This window comes from Vibrio sp. Vb0304 (assembly GCF_033338995.1).
Taxonomy (GTDB): Bacteria; Pseudomonadota; Gammaproteobacteria; order Enterobacterales; family Vibrionaceae; genus Vibrio; species Vibrio alginolyticus.
The window spans coordinates 248,083-269,539 of the sequence record NZ_JAWOTT010000003.1; the positions used below are offsets into that span (position 1 = coordinate 248,083).

Sequence of the window (21,457 nt, forward strand, 5' to 3'; positions counted from 1 at the left end):
TATCACGAGTTCTCAAAACAGTGATCTTCCATACACAATGAGCCTTTCAACTCATACGCACTGTTTAAGTATTGTTCATCTCCCCACAATTTATAGGCAAGTAGATACCAGAGCATCGCCATCACCAAGGTTCTTGGTTGCCAAGCGTGTACACCTCTCAGCCAAAGAGACACATCTTCGATACCGCGAATTTGGCAATACTGCTTCACCGCTTCTTCCACAGGCGCATTCGCGACCTGAATAGTTAAGGTCAAATCAAGCCTAGGGTCAGCAATCCCGGCATACTCCCAATCAATGACTTTCACCCCATTCTCCCCTCGCACTAGGTTGTAACACCCCAGATCGAAGTGACATAGGGCAAGCGGAACAGGTGCAACGTTCGGTTCCGTGCGCCACTTCATGTACAAAGCCTCAAACTCCGTACCCACATACTGACCATCAAGCTCAAGCCAATAATGATCGATGCGAGAAATATATGAAAATGGAACCAAAGGAATTGCGCTTATCGGATATTGATGAATCTTCGCCGCAATGGATAATAAATTGCTTAGTGCTAAGCCTGATTCCGTCAGTGCCTCTCCTTCTATCCATTCCACCAGCAACCCTTGCTCATGAATAAAAACTGGCTTGGGGCCAATTTCCAATGAAGAGACTGCATTCAGCACTTGATATTCACTGTGACGAGAAATTGAAAAAGCCTTGCAGACATGACTGGTCGGTCGCCAGATGTATGTAAGGCCTTGAGAAGATTCCAACCGCCAACAGCGGTTGGTTAGCCCCCCGGTAACAGTTTGTACTTTTACCGGAGGCTCCGTAAAGAAGCCATCGAGAGCATTAAGACTCGGATCTAACTGTTTTGCTTGTTGCCAAGAAAACCATGCCATTGATGACTTCTCCACCCTGTTCGATTAAAGACCGAATAGGCTCTTAGATTGCGCTTTACGAATTTCAGTTTCATCCGCCCACTCAATCAAACCTGTTTCTAGGTCCATTAGGCGCATGGTCATCTTGTAGTATACATCTTTATCGCTACCTGCATTTTTCACAATGCTAGATAGGTTGCCGTAAAGCATGTATTGAGCACCAACCATTTTACCAAATTGGATAGCTGTGCTTTGGTTAACAAGCTCATCCGTGTTTTGGAAGTTAAGTTGTTCACGCACAGACTCAACACGATCCATATCAACAAAACGGAACTTACCTGAGTTCAACATCTTAGTAGAGATCGTGTCAGTAATGGATTCAGTGTCAATATGTTCACTGGTTTTGTTCTTAATTCGCTCAACAAAAACGATAGGACGTTGGTCACGAGTAATTGCTGCTACAGAGCCCGACATCATCATGCTATCCACCATTTCAGCCGCGATTTTTTGTAAATCTGTTGAGCCAAAATCGATAGTCGTGGTTTCTGTTGCTTGCGCATCGCCGTAAGAGACTTTGTTAGAACAGCCACCTAAAATGACGGCAAGACCTAAAAGAGCAATAATACTTTTTTTCATGAGAGTTCCTTAGTTTTTCAATACCAGCGCATCGTTAGCGCGGCAGCTTCGGCAGAGCCGTTAAGATTAATCGTCTTGTGCTTCTCTAATTTGCACACGGAATTTTGTGCCATTTGGATTCACAGTAACTTCAGATAACGTGACTTGCTCAAATCCTCGCACAATCATTTTTCGCCACGGACCAGGTTTGGTATTCACTTCTAAACCATTGTTGTCATACCAATAAAATCGGTAAAGAATGTGCTGATCACCTTTGTAATTGCTACTCAGCTGCACGACTCCTCGTGGGCGATCATCAACGTAAGTGGTGGTGATGTTGTCAACTAATAAGCGACTACCTAAAACGTTATCATTAAAAAATACTTTTTGCGTTTGGCCATCAATTCGAATACCAGCCGTGTTTTCGGCGCATCCAACTAAACCAATAGCCATTGCTAAACAAACAAGCCATGCTTTCATTACAGTCTCCCTAGCTGTTTATGCCACACGGTTGAGTGTGCTCCCTGACGAGATACCCATACCAATGTAGTCTGCTGTGCAGGCACTTCAAACTGATAGGTTTGATCACCCAAGTTTAAACTTTGTGTTCCCGGTTTCACGATTTTTGAAGCCGTTTTCACTTGCGCTGGCAATGTTTGCCAACTTCTTGTATCTGGCTGTTCGGTCAATGTGTTCCATACATTGAAAAGTATGTTGCCCACATCATCGCCTTTTTTCGCCGCCTCTTTTCGGATTCGATCTTTTGCCCAAACACGAAGAGCTTGACGGATCACTATTGTAGTAAGACGTTCATTAAGATCGTTTTGCGCCATCGCATTAACATCAGTCAGCGTACTGGAAGGCAATACCTGACCATTTAAAACAACATCGCTAAAACGTTGAGCACCTCGGTTCTGATAATAAGGAAGCGCCAACGAATAAATCGCGCCATTATCGCGACTGTCGTAAATCGGTAAATCAATACGCCACCCTTTCATCGCCTCAACAACACCCTGCTCATCAATAACGATGACTCGCCCTTGTGACTGAGTTAATCCAGAAGGTGCTTTGCCATACCGCTTCTCTAGCATGCGCAAGTCTTCACGCATGCCCAGCTTCTTAGCAGCGTATAAGGTGCTTTCCACAACTTGCTTGTTGTCTGGCATTACAGCGAGTGCTCGTCGGTAATCAACATAAGCACTGTTTAAGTCTCGCGACGCTTCATATAACAAGCCAGAAAGATAGAACAGATAACCATTTTGTACCGCGCTTAGTTTTTTACCAGCATCAGGGTAGTTCGCTAACACACTGCCTAAATTGGCAGACATGCCTTGCTTGTTAAGGTCTTTCTCTGCTGCTTTTAGCTCTTTTTCACGCGCCTTTCTTGCTGCTTCCTGAACTTGATTAGCTCGACGCACTTCAACTAGTGCCCCTTCTAAATCGTTTTTCTGTAAGTAATTTAGTCCTAGATACAGGTGCAAAAAGCCAAGTTCGTAATCGGCGGGATGATAATCTTGGAGATTGTCGTTCACTGCGAGAGAGCCGACGCTCGTTGCCGTGTCTGACACAGATATCGTCGCTCGATCTTGTTGGACACGTACGGCACGATCGCTGCTTTCTAGCGCATTCAAACTTGTCGGGTAATCTTCAGCAAGAAAAGAGATACGACCTTTTTCAAAATTGCCAAGTATCTCGCCACCCACTTCACTTGATTGAAGTTGTTTTGCTTTGTCATATTCCCCTGCAACAACGGCTTGATAAACTTCTTGATTCTGGTTGCTGTAATGGCTAAACAGATTGCCCGCAGATAAATTCGCGCAGCCAGAGGCCATTAAAGCCCAGCTCATCAGCCCTAACAGCTTTACACCTAGTTTCACATTTATCTCCACAAATGTGTCATTCGACAGGAAAAAGAAGCGGGTGAATCGCCACCCACTTTTAAAAGCTTAGCTCAATACCATTGGACCTAGAGGGCGGCCGCCTAGTAGGTGCATGTGAATATGGTAAACCTCTTGGCCACCATGTGGATTACAATTAACGATCAGGCGATAGCCGTCTTCAGCAATACCTTCTTCTTTCGCTAACTTTCTAGCAACAGTGAACAAACGCCCCATCATTGCTTCATCTTCAGCTTCTACATCATTCGTTGTTGGGATCAGTTTATTCGGAATAATGAGAATATGGCTTGGTGTGCGAGGGTTAATGTCGCGAAACGCAGTCACCAAATCATCTTGATAAAGGATATCGGCAGGGATTTCCTTGCGAATAATTTTACTAAAGATCGTTTCTTCCGCCATGAGGACTCCATTTTATAAACGTAATTAGACCCCAATTAGTATGCGCCAACCAAAAGCGGAGCTCAATAAAAACAGTGTTCACTTAACATTATTAATCAAATGCTAATTAACGAGGCTTTTTTTGTCGTGTGCGTCATAAAATGCGCGTCACAAACTGAATACAATCCAATGAATTTTGTTACTTTTTTAAGACAATTATTATTTTTATACCCAAGTAAATTCAAAAATACTTGGGTAGCTTGTCTATTTTTGGGAGAGGAAGCTCACTTATGCGAGGTTCAGTTATTAAAAGGATGTATGCCGGCTTTGCACTGATCATCATCCTATTTGCCGTCACAATTGCCATTATGATGGGAGGAATGAGTGATATTCACGGAAAATTTAGCACGGTTTCTAAATCATCCCTACCGTTGGTATCGTTATCTAATCAAACCAGTGTTGAGCTGCTTTCTGCCGACAAATCATTTAAAGACTTCCTGACGACAGAGAATAAACAACGCATGGATGAAATGCGTCAGGAATTTGCTAGATCTCAACAGCGCTTCGAATCCACATTGGCTCAACTGAAAACCGCAAGCCAAATCTACCCTTCTCTTGCCGAACCGTTTTCACAGTTAAAAACGTTAGAGCAGAGCTATTTTACAGAAGCTCTAGAGGCCATGGACAACTACGAAGCAATGTTCGCGGCTCAAGAAGAAGTGCAAAAATCCTCACGCCGCTTCCAAAAACTGAATACCGAACTGTCGGTTGGTCTTAAAGAATATGTGGCAGATCAAACCAGCATTTCTGTCAAAGTCATGGCAAAGAGCTACTTTATCAAGTTAAAAGATGCCGAAGTAATTACCTCTGATGCCCTCGCCAGTTCCAACCCTGAGTTTGTTACGCAAGCCGTAGCTAAAAACCGCAAAGCAGTAACGCACTTGAATTACGCATTCCGCGGGTTGGTGACTCAACTTCCTGAGCTAGAAAAAGCATTTGGCGAATCTGTAGAGCAATTTACTCGCGACGTTGGTATGCGTGGCGGTGTGTTAGACCAACATAATAATTACCTCAATGCTCGCGCCGCTTTGTATAACAATATCGCCAACCTAGCAAATAAAGTGGATTCAACCATGGCGATTCTTGAGCAATTCACGACAACCGCAACAGATAAGCTCAATGAATCATTGGCAGATGCAGGTGACATATATTCGGCGGGTGTAACGAAAGCCATCATCATTGGCGTTATTGTCGTTTTACTCGCGACAGCGATTGGCTACCACATCGCACAAAGCGTTCGCGAACCGTTGACTCGTATTCTAAAAGTGTTAGAAGTCCTGACTGAAGGTGATATGACACAGCGTATCGATATTCGCTATAACAACGAATTCAGCCGTGTGAGTGGACACATTAACTCACTCGCCGACAACCTTCACGAGATCTTGGTGAAACTCAACGAAGCGTCAGAAAACCTATCGTCAACCGCGACAGCCAACGAACGCACCTCTTCGCAAGCACAAATTAAATTGAGCTCTCAACGCGAACAAACGGCAAACGTCGCTACCGCGATGACAGAAATGTCTCATTCAGTGCAGGAAGTCGCGCAAAGTGCGCAAGGCTCGCTAGAAATGGTGCAACGCGTCGAATCTGCCTCTGAAGAAGGCAGAAATGTTATGAGCAGTAACATCTCAACCATTAATCAACTAGAAACACGTTTGAACGAATCGGTCTCCGCAGTTTCTGAGCTACAAAAGATGAGTGGTCAAATTGGATCTATCCTTGATGTGATCCGCAACATTGCGGAGCAAACCAACCTACTGGCATTGAACGCGGCAATTGAAGCGGCTCGCGCTGGTGAACAAGGTCGCGGCTTCGCGGTAGTGGCAGATGAAGTACGAGTACTCGCATCAAGAACGACTCAATCAACCACTGAAATTGAATCTATGATCAGTAATCTGCAATCCAGCTCACAATCGGCAAACCAAGTCATACAAAGCTGTATGAGCGATATGGAGATGTCGGTTGAGCAAGCGTCAAAAGCGAACAGCTCAATGGAAGAGATCCAGGCGCTAATCATTGAGATCAGCCAAATGAGTACGCACATTTCACAAGCAGCAGCAGAGCAAAGTGAAACATCAACAGACATTGCTCGCAGCATTGAAGATATTAACAGCATCGCCGATGAAAGTTTCCAAGCCATGTCGAGTATCGCACAAACCAGTGAATCACTGACCCACTTGGCTCATCAGCAAAATGAATTGGTCCACCGCTTTAAGTTATAAATACTTTATAATTAAGAGCATTAATTAGTGCAATCAACTGTATAAGGGCGACTTTTTGTTAAGTCGCCCTTGTTTTTTGTCGGCCATGTCTACATATGATTAATAAGGCCAGCTCATCCCCTTGCACAACTCTTTTCGAGCGGCCTCATAAAAAGGAAAATCTATGGCTGTTCATGTTGGTATTATCGACCAAGACCCAGTGAGATTGGTCACTCCTCTATTAGATAATCGTACGCTAAGCACACATATCGTCTTCATCGGAGACAAGAGCCAGTTAGATATATTTGACCGACTGAGTGCCGTTTTAGATCAACGAGAAATTACTTCTGAATTTTTTGAAATTCCATCCGCTGTTAATACATCTCTGATCAAACAAGCAATTCAAAAACTGGCAAAAGACCTCCATGAACGCGGCGAAGATGTAAAATTGAACGCGAGCTGTGGTCTTCGTCATCGCTTGTTGTCGGTGTACGAAGTTTTCCGTACCTATCGCTGGCCAATTTTTGTGGTAGAGCCTAGTAGCGATAAGCTTTGTTGGTTATACCCTGATGGCAAAGAAGATACCCAAGTCGAAGATCACATTACGATTGCAGATTACCTCACTATCTTTGGTGCACGCGGCGAGTTTCACCACGTTGATTTACCACCTCTTCTTGATAAAAAATTGTATGAACTTGGTGAACGATGGGCCTCAAATGCGCTTGAGCTTGGGCCAGGTCTAGCAACACTTAACTACCTTGCAACCACATGCCGCAAAGAACAAAAGCTTGATGTCGAGCTCTCCGAAAAACAGCAGGGCTACCGTGAGCTCAACATGTTGCTTTCAGATTTAGTAGAAGCAGAAATCGCCACCTATGAGAATGGCGTTTTAACGTTTGCAGATGAAGATGCTCGACGCTTTTCAAATGGTGAGTGGTTAGAAACTTTGGTTCACAGCACCGTGAAGCAAATCCAAGACACCATGCCGACGATCCAAGATCGATCGTTAAATGTTCAGGTTTATCGCAAACTTGGTGAAAGTGAAGTACGCAATGAGTTAGATGTCGCAACAGTTGTAAACAACAAGCTGCACATCATCGAGTGCAAAACCAAAGGCATGAGAGATGACGGCGACGATACTTTATATAAGTTAGAATCGCTTCGCGATCTATTAGGTGGCTTACAAGCGCGCGCAATGTTGGTGAGCTTCCGTCCTCTTCGTCACAATGACATTACTCGTGCTGAAGACTTAGGGCTAGCCCTGATTGGCCCTGATGAGCTTAAAGATTTAAGAACGCACTTAACTGCTTGGTTTAAAGACGCGGGCGGTTCAGACGAGATATAGTGCCATTAAGAAAAGCTAAAATTCACAACGATAAAAAGCAGCATTAATGCTGCTTTTTTTATACCTAAATTTTAGCTGTACGCATTTCTATAAGTAGAAAAAAACCAGAGGTTAGCCTCTGGTTTTTTCTGTTTGTTTAAATGCCAACTATAGCGGCTTAAAGCATTTTACGCGCTGCTTCTACAACCACTTTAATTGAACGCGCTTCCGTTTCTTTCAGAGTTGAATGATCTGGAATCTCTTTTTGTGTACGGTTGATGATAACACCAGCCACACAACCCGCTTTTAAACCAGAGCTCGCACACATTGTTAGCAGTGTTGCAGACTCCATCTCGAAGTTAAGTACGCCCATGTCTTGCCATTCTTGCATAGAGCCTTGGAAACGCTTAACAACACGACCAGAGAACGTATCGTAACGTTCTTGACCAGGGTAGAACGTGTCGCTTGATGCAGTCACACCCATGTGAACTGTAGCGCCAGACTCTTCTACTGCTGCTTTCATTGCGGTTGCTACTTCAAAGTCAGCAACTGCTGGGAATTCCATAGGAGCAAAGTGTAGGCTCGCACCGTCAAGACGAACTGACCCCGTCGTTACGATCATGTCACCCACGTTTACATGTGGTTGAATTGCACCCGTTGTACCAACACGTAGGAAAGTACGAACACCAAGCTGTGCCAATTCCTCAACTGCGATAGAGGTAGAAGGACCACCAATACCTGTAGAACAAACCACAACAGGTTTACCGTCTAACTCTGCACGGTATAGCGTGTATTCACGATGGCTTGCTAGAAATACTGGATTTTCCATTTGTTCTGCGATTTTTTGAACACGCGCTGGGTCACCAGGAATGATCGCTAGAGTCGCACCATTAAGATCAGCTTCAGTAACACCTAAATGGAATACAGCTTGAGACATAAGTCGCTCCTTATTGTGGCTTATTTTATGAACAATAAGCTCATTAATCAGTTATTGGGTACAGATGCACTGTAGCGAACCTTTCACCAACATAGAGTGATCACAATCACAATGGCAAAATGTAATGAAAATGAAATTTCAAACAAAACTGGTATTGATCACACTTTAAGGGGCGTTAGATCATTTTGTTGCATAGCAATGCGTGATTTCAAGGACGAGAAAAACGTCTGATCGCATCAGGTGAATACGGTTAAAAAAAGCCCGATACACGAATGCCTCGGGCTATTAATGAGTGGGATCATTGGTTAGGTCAGTTATTTGATCTGTTTGGACTCAAAACGAAGTAATCTCAACGCATTCAATGTCACCAGTGCTGTTGCACCACTGTCAGCTAATACTGCAACCCACAACCCAGTAACCCCAAGTAAACTTGTCACTAAGAATACACCTTTCAAACCTAGCGCTAACGCGACATTCTGACGAATGTTACTTAGCGTCGCACGCGACAGTTCTATCATGGCAGGTAGCTCAATCAACCGGTTGTGTGTTAACGCCGCATCAGCAGTCTCGAGCGCAACATCCGTACCGCCTCCCATCGCAATACCAATGCTCGAAGCTTTCATGGCTGGAGCATCATTGATACCGTCTCCCACCATCGCAACGGTATGTTGTTGTGATAGTTTCTCGACGTAATGCACCTTGTCTGCAGGTAACAAACTCGCTTTATAATCCAAGCCTATTCTATTTGCCATTGCTTCTGCACTTCTCGGGTTGTCACCCGTTAGCATCACCGACGTGACCCCAAGTTCCTTCAACATTGCGATGGCTTGCTGGGCATCTGAGCGCAATGTATCTTGCCATGCGATCACGCCAATGACCTCGTCATCGTAACGAACAATGACAACCGTTTTACCTTGTTGTTCCAACGTAACCACTTGCTCTTTGGCTTCTTGAGAAAGTGGAAAGTCTGCCTTTGAAGGCGTGACCACTTGGACCATTTTTCCATCGACGTAACCAGTGACACCAGAGCCTACTTGCGCGGTTTTATCCAACGCTTCAGGAATAGTAAGCCCCTGCTCTTGCACTTTGGTAACTAAAGAAACCGCTAGAGGATGACTTGAACCAACCTCGATTGACGCAGTTAGGCTAAGTAACTTGTCTTCATCCATATCAAAAGCAAAGACGTCGGTCACTTCTGGTTTACCTTGCGTCAGTGTCCCAGTTTTATCAAATGCGACAGACTCAACCTTGCCAAGCAACTCAAGCGCCGCTCCACCTTTGATCAATGCGCCCCGCTTAGCCGCTGCCGCCAAGCCAGAAGTGATCGCCGCAGGCGTTGAAATGACTAATGCACATGGACAAGCAATCAACAGCAGGGCGAGTCCTCGATAGATCCACGTTTCCCACGGTTGGGCAAATAGTAATGGCGGCGTAACGATAACCATCAGAGACACCAACATCATTAGTGGCGTATACCAACGGCTAAATTTATCAAGAAAGCGTTCTAATGGTGCCTTACGGGATTCTGCTTCTTCAATCAAATGAAGAATTCGATCTATCGCATTCTCGCCCTGACGGGAAGTCACCTGTAAACGAACCACTTTATCGACAACCACAGCCCCGGCCATCACTTTGCCACCGGTTTGATGTTCAACGGGAACAGATTCTCCCGTTAACGCACTTTCGTCAAAACTCGCAAGCGCATCTTGCAAAACACCGTCGGCAGGCAAACGACCTCCGGGTGCGACTTCTATGATATCCCCTGGTTTAAGCTGCGCAGCTGGTACTTCTTTGCGTTCACCATCAATAATTAAAATTGAATTTTCTGGGACTAAGTCCATTAACGCCTGGACACCGCTTCGCGCGCGAGATGATGCATATGCTTCTAACTTTTCACCAATAAGGAAAAGCAATAACACCATTGCGGCTTCGGCGGTTTCACCTAAATATAAAGCGCCGAGCGCCGCTACACTCATTAACGTTTCAATCGCAAAAGGCGTACCGCTACGCGCCAACTTAAATGCTTTGAGCGCGATTGGGTATAAACCAAGTAAACACGTCAAAGTGAATAACCAAGCGCTTATTTGAGGGTCGATCTTAGAAATTACTGCCGCAGTAGCCATTGCACCAGCAATCGAGAGAATTTGGATGTTGTCTCTTATGACGCCAAGCCAGCCTTTCTTTGTAGTGCTTGGTTTTGGAGCATCAAGTGAAAAGAGCGGGAAACCCGTTTTTTGGGCTGTCTGCTCTATCGTAGCTATCAGCTCTAGACCATCAAAATCGACGACCAGTTTTTCTGTTGCAAACAAAACCTTGGCTTGGCTGACGCCTTGTAAAGACGTAATGGCTTTCTCAAGCTTTTGCGCACAAGATGGGCAATCCATACCTGACACAAGCCAAGCGTTCCGAACGGAGGAATTACTCTCCCTTGTGGGATCGTCTTCCTCGCCTGTGTCAACGCTGCAGCCTCCTCCACTACAGCAAGAGCTTTCAGAAACATCAACACTGGCCTGAGAGATATTGAGCGAAGATTTTACTGGCGCACAGCATGACTCGCTTGCACCAAGCGGCACCGCAGTTTTGATTTTGCTAGATTGGCAACCTTGATGTTTTGTACACATAATTTTTTCCTTATTGGTATCGGTGATTTACCTATTGCTAAGGATAAACCTTAGAGTAAGCTCCAAGGTCAAGATAAATTTGTACAGTTCGGCGATAGAAAATAAAAAAGACGCCGAAGCGTCTTTCCAAACCAGTTTAAAAGCAATATTCCGTAAAGTTTAAACAGAGAGGTTAAACGGGATGCTTAAAACACTCATTTAATGTCATTCCTATGGCACGCAGCACGTCTCTTCTTGTGATAACACCAACCAACTTACCTTTGCCATCCACCACTGGATACATTTTCGGCTTTCCAACTTTCATCATGTCAGCCAGTTCAATTACTGACATTTCTGGAGAAACAGATAAGACATCATCATGCATACACTCTTGTACCGTATGTGTATCTTGGCAGTGATAACTTGCTTTCACCAACTTATCTAATAAGTCTTGCTCCGATAAAAACCCAACCACTTTTTCATTTTCATCAATGACAGGGCCACCTAGTGTGACACTTTGCATTACTTTGTTTAAAGCTGCCGAAAGTGACATATCTTTCGTGAAAGTCACCGCTTGCAACGTCATGTAATCTTTTACTTTTAATGAATGCATTCTTATCTCCTTAAGGGCATTTTATTGCGGCCTTTAGATAAGTGTCGCCTAATTTCCTGATTTTACTAAATGGAAAGGAGTAATTTTATTTATAGGCACAGCCTATTGAACTAAAACAAAATTAACTCACCGAACAACATTCACTGTATTTCGTTAAACGCAAGATTCAGCCAGGCTGATTTTTCTAGGCAAAATACAACAAAGCCAGTCAATTGACTGGCTTTGTTATTATGTAATTGTTGCGTTAGCTATGTTGGCGGCGCATGTTGTCTAAAATAATGCCAGTCGCCATCGCGACATTCAGTGATTCGGCACCGCCAAACGCCGGAATCGTGATCTTATCTGTCACGAATTTTGCTGCGGCTTCACGCACACCATGAGATTCGCTGCCCATCAACAAAATACCTTCAGCAGCGAAATCCGTTTTATGAACGCTCTCTCCTTCCAAAAACGCGCCATATACTGGCAATTTGGCGTGTTCCAAGTAACTTGGCAAATCCACCAAACTCACTTGTACGCGGCCAAAGCTGCCCATGGTCGCACTGATCGTTTTAGGATTATAAGGATCAGCACAATCTGTACTCGCAATAATGTGCTTGATGCCATACCAGTCTGCAACACGAATAATCGTACCTAGATTACCAGGGTCGGATACACCATCTAGCGCAATCATCAAGCCTTTCGCTTGAGGCTCTTTTACACTCGGAATTTCAACCACAGCAATGGCCGCATTATTGCTCACAAGCGTGCTCGCTTTGGTCAATTCATCAAGCGATGCTTCAACACAATCAAAACGATTTAGCGTACCAGCATTTTGTTCGAGAAATGCCGCTGTTGCAAAAACCTGCTTCACCTTCAATGAACTACTTGCTAGCTCTAGTACGTTCTTTTCACCCTGAACTAGGAATAAGCCATGCGCTTTACGCTGTTTCTTTTGACCTAAAGCACGAAGCAGTTTTAATTGGTTTTTTGAAATCATTAAAGTATCCCAGGTGAAAATGGTTATTCGGCGAGTGTACCCTAAACAATCTTCACGAAAGTTCGGTATCGAGCGGATGAGATTATAAATTATACCTAAATAACCTCAAGAAGCTTGATCATCAGAAGACGTTGAACACCAAGCGTAGCCAAAATAAAAGAAGGCTCAAAAACGAAAAAAGCCCTGCGATAACGCAGGGCTTTCAAAGGGTGGGACCCCAGCCACATCCCGGCACACAAGTCACACGCTGCGGCTGCTTCCTTCCGGACCTGACCGAGTTCACGAGCTATTGTTGCGAGAGGACCAGAGCCCCATAATTCTTTTCGAGAGGTCTTGCCTCAATCGATGGGGCGATTATTCAGTATCAGCTCTCATAATGCAAGAGCAAAAACCTTGAATTTCATCATTTCATTACCGTTTGAACAAAACTCGATCAATTCATTCCTTTATGATGAAACCGTGCAGTCACGATAAGAGGAGTCGTGCCGTGAGGACTGCTTACTCATGTACATGTCTTCATCAGCCAAATGCATCGCTTGCTCTAAGCTCATGTGCCGTTCCCTTTTTGCAGAGAAACCAATAGAGATACTTATAGACTCCAAATCACTACATAATTTGCCTTTCACATCGATTCTACTGAGCTCTCTCATTGCTCTAGTTAACTCGGCTTGCGTAGGATAACCCAGTAATATGAACTCATCCCCTCCAATTCGATAACATCTTCCCGACCAGACATAATGAATTTTTAGCGCCAGTAGTTGTAAAACTTCGTCCCCAGCGCGATGACCATAAGTGTCATTGATTCGTTTGAAATGATTAATGTCTAAGTAAAGTATGGATAGATCTTTGTTTACTCCTTTTCGATACTTTACTTGCAACGCACGACGATTCCTTAACCCTGTTAAGTTGTCAGTGTTCGATTGACGGTAAAGATAAAGCGAAACACAAATAGCAAACAATAATACAAAGATAAACACAGCTTGTGTTTGCGTCGCTAATCGAATCTCATATTCAAGTGCGGTACGCCAATCTGGGCGTACATCGTACTGAGCAATGATCTTATCAACTTCTAACATCGCTATCGCTCGACTGAAGAAAGGCGCAAGCATGGCTCCTTTTTCATTCGCGACCAATCCAACAGAGAGTTGTGACTCATAAAACTCGCCAATAGCGGTATCCTGCTCTATCGGAACCAATTCACTGAGACGTAAAAAATGATTGAGCATCGCCGTATCCATCGGAATGTAATCGACTTCTTCATTTAGTAGCCCCTGAATGAGCTCTTGTTGGGTACGATAACGTTTGAGTTCTTTTAGCGGTAACAGTTGCGTCATCATTTGATCGAAAAAGTCATCCTTAACTACGCCAATCCGCTCAGATATCAACTGTGAAACATGAGAGTATGTGCTCGGTTTGTAACCTAAACGCTTGACCATCACCGATGCTGGCGCGTAATGGGGCTTTGGAAAGTAGCTAAATGCGCGCCGCTCACGGCTGACCGTTAACGGCGCCAAAATTTCGAAATTACCTTGGATAAACTCATGGTACATAGAACCCCAGCTTTCACCAGGCTCACTAATGATCAAGCAGTTTAAAGCCAAGATCTCACAGCTTCTCAGGACTACATCAGCCGTCATCCCTTCGACACTACCATCTGCGTTGTATACAACATATGGAAAGATAGATTCGAGCTTAATCCGTATTGGTTCATTAAAATCAAGGGGTAATAAACGAATAGAATCACGCAACGCTGCTCGCCTTAATTCAAATTGATACTGGGAAATTTCTTCGCGAAGCTGCTTTTGCACCGCTTCCCCGTGAATAAACGTAGCGAACGTGTCCAACTCTTCAAGATGATGATCTTTTTTACTGATGATGGATACGGGCTTTATCGAAATCTGATCATTGAGCATCTTGGCGTCAAACCCCTCCATCAGCATCGGCTTGAGCTGGTTAATGGCATCGACAACGCCATCCACAGCACCTGAACGTAGCAGTGTTACTGCTTGTTCGTGACCTTGATAAGAGATCTGTTCTAGCTCAGGGTAGTGTTGTTTAAGTAATTGGGCATAAACTGTATCTTTGGGGACGCCAACACGCGAAATGTCACTCAACGTCGAATCTTTTAAACCAAAGAGGTAGGTATATTCGATATTTGTTGGGCGGGAATAACTAAAACGTTGAGCACGTTCTTGTGTGTAAGTGATATTCGCAGCAAAGTCCGCTTCCCCATTCGCTACTGAATTTAGAATGGCATCAAAGCTGGAGTAGTTCACGTATTGAACGGTAAAGCCAAACTCCTTTGAAGCAGCATTGAAAAGAACACGAGTGACGACATCATCCGCTTCAGTCGCGACTTTATAATGAGCAATTAAAGGGGCTTCGGATTTTACATTCAAACTCAAGAGGCAACATGCAAAAAGCAACAGTGTTCGAGCAAAAGTTGTCATGACAAACTTATCTTAAATCAACCACTTATATTGTGGTTATTATTATTGGAAGTGTAGTAAATATGAAATGAAGAACATATACTAATCTCCATTTTGTTCCACAACCAATTCGATACTCTGCCGCACATGTCACTTTTTACCTGACTAAAAACTCATAATTCAGCCTGTTCATCGCTACTACGTAAAATATAGTCAGTCATCCAAGCCGTCCCTAACAAACAGATCCAAACCACGAAAACAGGGTTTGGCACATCCGTGGTCGGGCTGACGACTAAAGCGGCAAAACCCACAGTCGGCAATGTCCAACATAATAATTTGCTCCAACGAATGGTATGTTGAAGCTTCACAAGTGCTTCCATTGACGCTAACATTCCCGTCAAACTTAACGCCATAAGAACGGCGTACGGTAGGCCTGCAATCCACAATGGGAGCAACAAAAACAACGGCCACCAGCTGTGTTTATTGGATGGCGTCCAATGCGCAGCCGACCACCACATCGCCATAACCGCAATGGTTTGAACCACTGTAACCCAAGCAGACCCATCCAGCTTACCGCCTTGCTGTGTGACCATAAGACCAACTTGCAGTGTAAGTACAATAAGACCAGCGGTGAGCAACACACCTAAAGAGCTTCTACGAGAAAATACCACCATTAAAAGTGGGAAAAGGATCAAAACACCAACCGACAAAGCAATTGGCTGCATTGAGAGTGTCGCACCAAAAGCCATCATCGCGCCCAGTAATACTAGGCCAGCGAACCCACCTTGTGGCAGAACCCACAGCGCGGGGATCATAAGTGCAAGAACGGGAATGTCACCCTCGCTCAAACTCATCGCCCGAACGCAGACAACAGCGAGTAAGGTCGTAACGAAAAATTGAAGTGTCGATAAAATCATAGCGCCTCCTGGCTTCCCCACCTACTTGGTAACTCAACGGCAAAAACTGGGATTGAAAGTCGTTGAGAGGGTCTAGATTCAAGCTTAGCTTGCGTTTGCTTCATGCTGTTTAAGGCTCATCAACCAACGACACTAAAGAACAGAAAATGTAATTCTTCAAAGTGAGTCGCTGGCAACACAAGGGTTAAGAACCGTTAGCAATATACAAGTCCAATGGTTTACCATTCCTTAGTAATCCAAAATAGACACTTTTGAGTATGGACCAATTTTTAGCGCAAATCTTTGCTGTAATTCACCAAATTCCAAAAGGAAAAGTCTCCACCTATGGGGAAATTGCAAAAATGGCCGGTTATCCGGGCTATGCGAGACATGTTGGTAAAGCACTGGGCAACTTACCAGAAGGCAGTAAACTCCCCTGGTTTAGAGTGGTAAATAGCCAAGGAAAAATATCTTTAAAAGGCCGAGACTTAGAGCGACAAAAAAAGAAATTAGAAGCAGAAGGGATTGAAGTATCGGAAGTTGGCAAAACTTCACTTAAAAAATACAAATGGCAGCCTTAAGCTGCCATTTTTTGTTCTCAGTACGTCGTATTAACGTGTTCCAACTAGACGAATATCTAATTGGTGAGTTTGTGCTTCATCTGTAATAACACCGTTATGTGTGTCGCTGATAAAACGCAGCTTTCCATCTACCTCAATGCGAGCACGAACGCTGTAACGATGGTTTGGTTTGATTTCATTGCTGTCGTAACTCAACTCAAAAGAAAGAGGAACTTGCTTACCTTCTGTTTCGAATGTCTGTTTCGCCAACACTTTTGCTGGCGCATCCGCCAAGGACACATCTTCTAACGCAATAGTAACCACTGCGTTTGGTGGCAAGGCAATCCGCTCGCGATAAGCCACTGTACCTGTAATCGTCTTCATTGACGCCTCTGTAGATTCCATTTCTGTATTTTGAGAAGTTTGGCAACCCACTAACGCAGCCCCAAAGAGTAGAGAAGTAACAAGTAGTAGTGTTTTTTTCATATATTCCTCGAAAAGAGCATTAAACCGAAGCAATTATAGGTGTGGAATATAAAACTGTCTGCTTCCTGTCACTTTATTTGACAATAGTTTGACTGAGTTAGAATTTATCAAACAATTGATTTTGTTTCATAATTGGAACAATACTATTTCTAAGTTACTCAATAGTTCTTAACTATACCACTTCACAAGAGTGAGGCTGTTGAGGTAACTTGGAATGAAAGACAACGGTGAGGAGACACAATGAGTAAACCACTACGAGAATTGCTCAGCCTACTACAACTCGAAAAATTAGAAGAAGGCTTGTTTCGTGGCCAAAGTGAAAACCTAGGTTTGCCTCAAGTTTATGGCGGTCAAGTAATTGGGCAAGCACTTTCTGCTGCACGCTACACCGTTGAAGAAACACGCACGGTACACTCCTTCCATAGCTATTTTTTGTACCCTGGCGATCCAGAAAAACCTATTATTTATGACGTAGAAAATCTGAGAGATGGCCGTAGCTTTAGCACTAGACGCGTAAAGGCAATTCAAAATGGACGCCCTATTTTTTACCTAACCGCATCCTACCATGGCGATCAACCTGGGTTTGATCATCAAAAAGAAATGCCAGATATCCCTGGTCCAGAAAACTTTGCCTCAGAGAGTGAGCTCGCAAGCCATATTGCAGAATTTCTACCCAAACGCTTACGCAAAACATTTTGCGGGGAAAAGCCAATCGAAACTCGCCCCGTTACGGTTATCAACCCTTTGAAGCCCAAAAAAGCAGAACCCAAACAGTACCTTTGGATTCGTGCTAATGGTGAAATGCCAGAGAATCAGCTAATTCACCAGTACCTTCTGGCCTACGCATCCGATTGGGGATTCCTTGTAACAGCAATGCATCCACATGAAGTCTCATTAATGACGCCTAACTTTCAAGTGGCCACCATTGACCACTCTATCTGGTTCCATCGCCCGTTTAAGATGGATGAATGGCTTCTATATGCGATAGAGAGCCCAACGGCGAGCAATACTCGTGGGTTGGTCCGTGGCGAAATATACAACCAGCAAGGTCACTTAGTGGCGACCGCCGTGCAAGAAGGGGTGATGCGCTACACGAAATAGCTCGTGTTCGCTAGACGAAAAAAGGAGTGCTGTTCCGCACTCCTTTTTTAATGGGTATCAAACGATGATTAATTTGGTTGATACTTCATGTTAATAACCGACCATTCGTAAAGTGATTTCGGGTAACCATATTCGCCTTTCCCGTAAATGACATTTGGGTCGGCATAGAATCCACCTTTATTCGTTGCTAAAAATTCACGACCCCCACGACGGTAAGTAATCACAGGTGCTACTAACTCATACTCTACCTTTTCCATCTTCGAGTCATCAATTATTAAGAACCGAGTCATACGAATCGTGCTGCCGTTGGTGCAGTACCCTGGGTCATCATAGTCAATTGCTTCAAAAGGCTTGAGATCATCTTCGAACAGTTCTGATGTACATCCATCAAATCGAGCCACATGTACCCACGCAGCTTTTATTAGAGTTAGGTCATCGTTACCCACCGGCTTAAACATAAGCTTCGCAACCTTACCTTTGCCGTATGATTTCAATTCTTCGTCCGTTGGCTCACGCACTGAACGAACGTTCATCAAACCAAACTCACTTTCTTCTAAGTTGGAAAATTCAAGCTTATTCAGAGTACTAATCAACACCGTTTGTTCTTTCTCAAACAATTCATATTGATCCGCAACACCTTTGTCAGCGAAGCTTATAAAAACCTGAACATTCTTACTTTTCAGCGCTTCGTAATCTCGAGATTCCCCTTCCGAAACGTCAAGAGAAATCCAACGTCTTTTTACTGGTGGGAGGTCAAGTAACGTCAGCTCTTCCTTATCAACATCTAATGAAGCGACACCGTTAGTTGTTGAGCCGGATATTTGATAGCTGCGGTTTCCTATTGGTGTACCAAAGTCTAGCTTAACCTTTTTAAATGGTTCAAATTCCACCTTCATTGTAGAAGCACTTAAACCAGGGTGATTCGCTTTGTTAATAGTGCCATTTACGACGATTGTTTTAGCTTTGTAGTTGCGTCCAGTAAGAGTAACCTCTACTTGGTACTCGCCTGCGTGCAAAATCTTCAAACGCCCTGTATCAGGAGAAACTAGCTCGACCACAGGATCTTTTTGGTTAATAAGACGGTAACTTGCCTTCGCAGTCCCACCACTCATCACTGGTGAGATAACACTACCAGCGGAGAATTCTACCGTTGGGTAAGTAACCGATACAGGGTTTGTGCCTTGTTTAATCGTGACCGAGAAACTACTTTCACCCGGATCCACTTTGTCGTCCCCCGCATCCGAAACAATAATTTTTGTGCTACCCGCGTTAAGAATTTGCATGGCACCCGTTTGGCTGTTTAAGGAAACTACATCTGTTGCTGCGTTGTCTGCAAATCGGTACGTAACTTCCCCAACCGTACCAGAGATTTTCGGCGCAACAAATGTTTGGCCAACCTTCCAAATCTCTTCCACATCGGATTGAACTTCAATTCGGCTCGGCGCACTCAAAATTGTCACGTAGACTTTTTGATCAGGACCAACGGTATAATTCGCGCTCTCTTTTCTGCGCACAGTTAGCGTCGCTTTACCCGCTTTATACACATGGAGACGTCCTTCACTAAAACCACCGACAACATCTGGTGCGGTGTTATCTACAATCTCAATTTGCTCGTCAGCACTCAAACCAAAATCACGGTGAAGATCAAAACTGTATTTGTTGCTGTATACAACGTCATAATCGTGCGTTGCCATGGGTTGGCCTTCAGCCTTTGCAACTTTAATGACGACATTAAATTGAATAGGTTGGTAGAACTCCCCACCATCGTCTTCAAACTTAAGGCCGTACTCACCCGCAGTCACTACCTCCAACTTGCCGTCAGTCATTCGTAAGCCATTAGGTAAGCTGCTAACTAGATTTACGTTACCTTTTTGCCCTTTAAACGCCAGAGGGATTGAAAGATTTGGTTGATAGGTAAGCGGCATTTCAATGTCTTTTATAACGGGATGAGGCGCGCGATTAACTTCAAGATCAAAACGAGTTTTGCTTGCAGAATAATTACGCATATCATGCTCGTAAATTTCCACTTCAGCAGCACCAACCCCTTTGATCAGTAATGCTTCACCATTTTCTGTTTTAGCAACAACGTCTTCACCACGAATGATTCTCAGCTCATAGTCACCGTAGGCGTTCGTCACCTTAGGGAAAATTCGTCCACCTTCCTCATAAGTTGTGACGATATCCGCTGCGCTGATTTCTTGACGCTTGCCTTGTTTTATATCCACAAAAAATTGCGCTGTTTGCTGTTTATCCAGAAACGCGTCGCTGTAAGTTGCAGTCGCTTCAACCGTTAATCGACCAACATTATGAACAAGAAGCAAACCCGTTTCAGGATCTAGCAACTCGGCCACCTTGCTGTCTGGTACGCTATTTATAATTTTGTAAGAAATACGTTGCGTTTGAGCTTTATCTAGACGCACTGGTTCTAACGTCAACCCTTCTCGATACTCGTCTTCAAGCAAAGCGAACTGTAATTGCCCCGGAGCTACTGCATGCAGTTTAACCGTAGCGCGAACTTGTTTCGGCAAGTAAAAGTCGTTACCTGAATCGGTAATCAGCACCGATGCCTGACCAACTGAACCTAATGAATATACCGAACCGTTCTCATCAACACGAATCAAGTTATGACCACTTTCTACCTCATAACTCAGTTCGCCTTTTTGGCCACGGACGATCAACGCTTTTCCTTCTGACTCAATCGCATTGAAATTCAGATCACTCACTGAAAGTTCAGTATTGATGCCTCGCTCTACAGTGACAGAAAATCTTGCTTCAGAAGATTCATAAGCAGAGCTACTATCTGTAGCAAGAATAGTCGCCGTTCCTGGGCGCAGAATTTGTAGTATTCCTGAGTCATTAATTTTCACGACATTTGGCGGATTAGAATCAATGACTTGGTAAGATACCGACCCATGTACATTGCTCAGTTTTGCTTCAGTAACCGTTCCCACTCCTTCAAACTTCAATACCGTGTCTTCCACTTTTAATTGCGGACGGTTCTGCTTTGTTATCGTAGTTGGTGTCTTCGTATTGTTCGGCTTAGAGTCTCCCCCACCGCCACAGCCAGCGAGTAAAGCTGCGAGAAAAAGCAAATAGTAATTTCTGTTCATTTTTAGTAATACTTTGTTACATACAAGATGGGGCGATAATAATACGATGTTTTATTAATCACTATCCCCATTTTTGAGTACTTTATTACTTAAGTAATTGCTACTGTATTAATCCTAAAAACAAATACTCAAAAATAGCGACCAAATTACATGAAAACACAAAAAGCAAACGTTTAAATCAAACTCTTCCATTAATTTAGTAAAAATTAATATTCAATAAAATAAAACATGAAAAAGAAAGAGAAAAAATTGCGTTATTTTTTCTTTCATTATGATATATGGGATTAATGGACTGCAAAAACAAATGGTTAATGAAAAATGGAAGAGAGAATAAATATCGTTTATATTTATGAAAATCTGATAGGAAATAGTTTTAAAAGCATAATCAAACTACCTTTTAACATTTA

17 protein-coding genes and 1 other RNA gene are annotated in these 21,457 nt (G+C 43.7%); 4 read left to right on the top strand and 14 right to left on the bottom strand.

Translation table 11 applies throughout. The annotated features are described in order from the left end of the window. Window positions 1-2: 2 nt before the first annotated feature. The 5 genes from thiK to hinT all read right to left on the bottom strand — a co-directional run bounded on the left by thiK (window position 3) and on the right by hinT (window position 3,775). Window positions 3-884: a thiamine kinase gene (thiK, locus tag R7P35_RS07940; protein WP_213891594.1), complete on the bottom strand. Its 882-nt coding sequence runs from the start codon at window positions 882-884 to the stop codon at window positions 3-5. A 24-nt stretch (window positions 885-908) separates the two neighbouring features. Further along, window positions 909-1,499 carry a penicillin-binding protein activator LpoB gene (lpoB, locus tag R7P35_RS07945; protein WP_005378467.1) on the bottom strand — a complete coding sequence of 197 codons (591 nt, stop codon included), beginning with the start codon at window positions 1,497-1,499 and terminating at the stop codon, window positions 909-911. Window positions 1,500-1,565: 66 nt separating this feature from the next. After that, the gene (locus tag R7P35_RS07950; RefSeq protein ID WP_005378469.1) at window positions 1,566-1,958 is read right to left on the bottom strand and encodes a YcfL family protein; all 393 of its coding nucleotides are present in this window, start codon (window positions 1,956-1,958) and stop codon (window positions 1,566-1,568) included. Continuing rightward, window positions 1,958-3,355, bottom strand: a complete 1,398-nt coding sequence (locus tag R7P35_RS07955; RefSeq protein ID WP_017820010.1) for a COG3014 family protein — start codon at window positions 3,353-3,355, stop codon at window positions 1,958-1,960. Before R7P35_RS07955 ends, R7P35_RS07950 begins: the two co-directional genes overlap by 1 nt. A gap of 69 nt (window positions 3,356-3,424) precedes the next feature. Next, window positions 3,425-3,775, bottom strand: coding sequence for a purine nucleoside phosphoramidase (gene hinT, locus R7P35_RS07960; RefSeq protein ID WP_005378473.1), 351 nt, complete (start codon window positions 3,773-3,775; stop codon window positions 3,425-3,427). Between the two features lie 269 nt (window positions 3,776-4,044). Here hinT and R7P35_RS07965 point away from each other — a divergent pair, with 269 nt between their 5' ends. Further along, entirely contained in the window at window positions 4,045-6,036 is a 1,992-nt protein-coding gene (locus R7P35_RS07965; protein WP_318091950.1) for a methyl-accepting chemotaxis protein, read from the top strand. 163 nt (window positions 6,037-6,199) lie between these two features. Then, a complete protein-coding gene (locus tag R7P35_RS07970; RefSeq protein ID WP_005378476.1) occupies window positions 6,200-7,360 on the top strand; it encodes a DUF1887 family protein in 1,161 nt (386 codons plus the stop codon). 157 nt (window positions 7,361-7,517) lie between these two features. Here R7P35_RS07970 and udp read toward each other — a convergent pair whose 3' ends face one another. The 7 genes from udp to R7P35_RS08005 all read right to left on the bottom strand — a co-directional run bounded on the left by udp (window position 7,518) and on the right by R7P35_RS08005 (window position 15,814). Then, window positions 7,518-8,276 (bottom strand): uridine phosphorylase, encoded by a 759-nt coding sequence (gene udp / locus R7P35_RS07975; protein ID WP_005378479.1) that lies wholly within the window; start codon window positions 8,274-8,276, stop codon window positions 7,518-7,520. A 314-nt stretch (window positions 8,277-8,590) separates the two neighbouring features. Next, on the bottom strand, window positions 8,591-10,897 hold the full coding sequence (locus R7P35_RS07980; protein WP_025766942.1) for a zinc/cadmium/mercury/lead-transporting ATPase: 2,307 nt from the start codon (window positions 10,895-10,897) through the stop codon (window positions 8,591-8,593). Window positions 10,898-11,069: 172 nt separating this feature from the next. Next, complete coding sequence (locus R7P35_RS07985) at window positions 11,070-11,489, bottom strand: CBS domain-containing protein (RefSeq protein WP_005378483.1); 420 nt, start codon at window positions 11,487-11,489, stop codon at window positions 11,070-11,072. Between the two features lie 244 nt (window positions 11,490-11,733). Beyond that, window positions 11,734-12,468, bottom strand: coding sequence for an RNA methyltransferase (locus R7P35_RS07990; protein WP_005378485.1), 735 nt, complete (start codon window positions 12,466-12,468; stop codon window positions 11,734-11,736). 212 nt (window positions 12,469-12,680) lie between these two features. After that, window positions 12,681-12,777: signal recognition particle sRNA small type (gene ffs / locus R7P35_RS07995), an RNA gene on the bottom strand. Window positions 12,778-12,914: 137 nt separating this feature from the next. After that, window positions 12,915-14,918 carry a GGDEF domain-containing protein gene (locus tag R7P35_RS08000; RefSeq protein WP_205460876.1) on the bottom strand — a complete coding sequence of 668 codons (2,004 nt, stop codon included), beginning with the start codon at window positions 14,916-14,918 and terminating at the stop codon, window positions 12,915-12,917. 152 nt (window positions 14,919-15,070) lie between these two features. Next, window positions 15,071-15,814, bottom strand: coding sequence for a hypothetical protein (locus R7P35_RS08005; RefSeq protein WP_169628357.1), 744 nt, complete (start codon window positions 15,812-15,814; stop codon window positions 15,071-15,073). A 257-nt stretch (window positions 15,815-16,071) separates the two neighbouring features. Here R7P35_RS08005 and R7P35_RS08010 point away from each other — a divergent pair, with 257 nt between their 5' ends. After that, window positions 16,072-16,374 carry a DNA base-flipping protein gene (locus R7P35_RS08010; RefSeq protein WP_005378570.1) on the top strand — a complete coding sequence of 101 codons (303 nt, stop codon included), beginning with the start codon at window positions 16,072-16,074 and terminating at the stop codon, window positions 16,372-16,374. Between the two features lie 30 nt (window positions 16,375-16,404). Here the strand turns inward: R7P35_RS08010 and R7P35_RS08015 are convergent, their stop codons facing one another. Continuing rightward, complete coding sequence (locus R7P35_RS08015) at window positions 16,405-16,839, bottom strand: YbaY family lipoprotein (RefSeq protein ID WP_005378572.1); 435 nt, start codon at window positions 16,837-16,839, stop codon at window positions 16,405-16,407. Window positions 16,840-17,079: 240 nt separating this feature from the next. Between R7P35_RS08015 and tesB the strand changes: the two genes are divergently transcribed. Further along, window positions 17,080-17,940: an acyl-CoA thioesterase II gene (tesB, locus tag R7P35_RS08020; protein WP_005378575.1), complete on the top strand. Its 861-nt coding sequence runs from the start codon at window positions 17,080-17,082 to the stop codon at window positions 17,938-17,940. A gap of 68 nt (window positions 17,941-18,008) precedes the next feature. Here the strand turns inward: tesB and R7P35_RS08025 are convergent, their stop codons facing one another. After that, a complete protein-coding gene (locus R7P35_RS08025; RefSeq protein WP_169628356.1) occupies window positions 18,009-21,050 on the bottom strand; it encodes a cadherin repeat domain-containing protein in 3,042 nt (1,013 codons plus the stop codon). Between the last annotated feature and the right edge of the window lie 407 nt (window positions 21,051-21,457).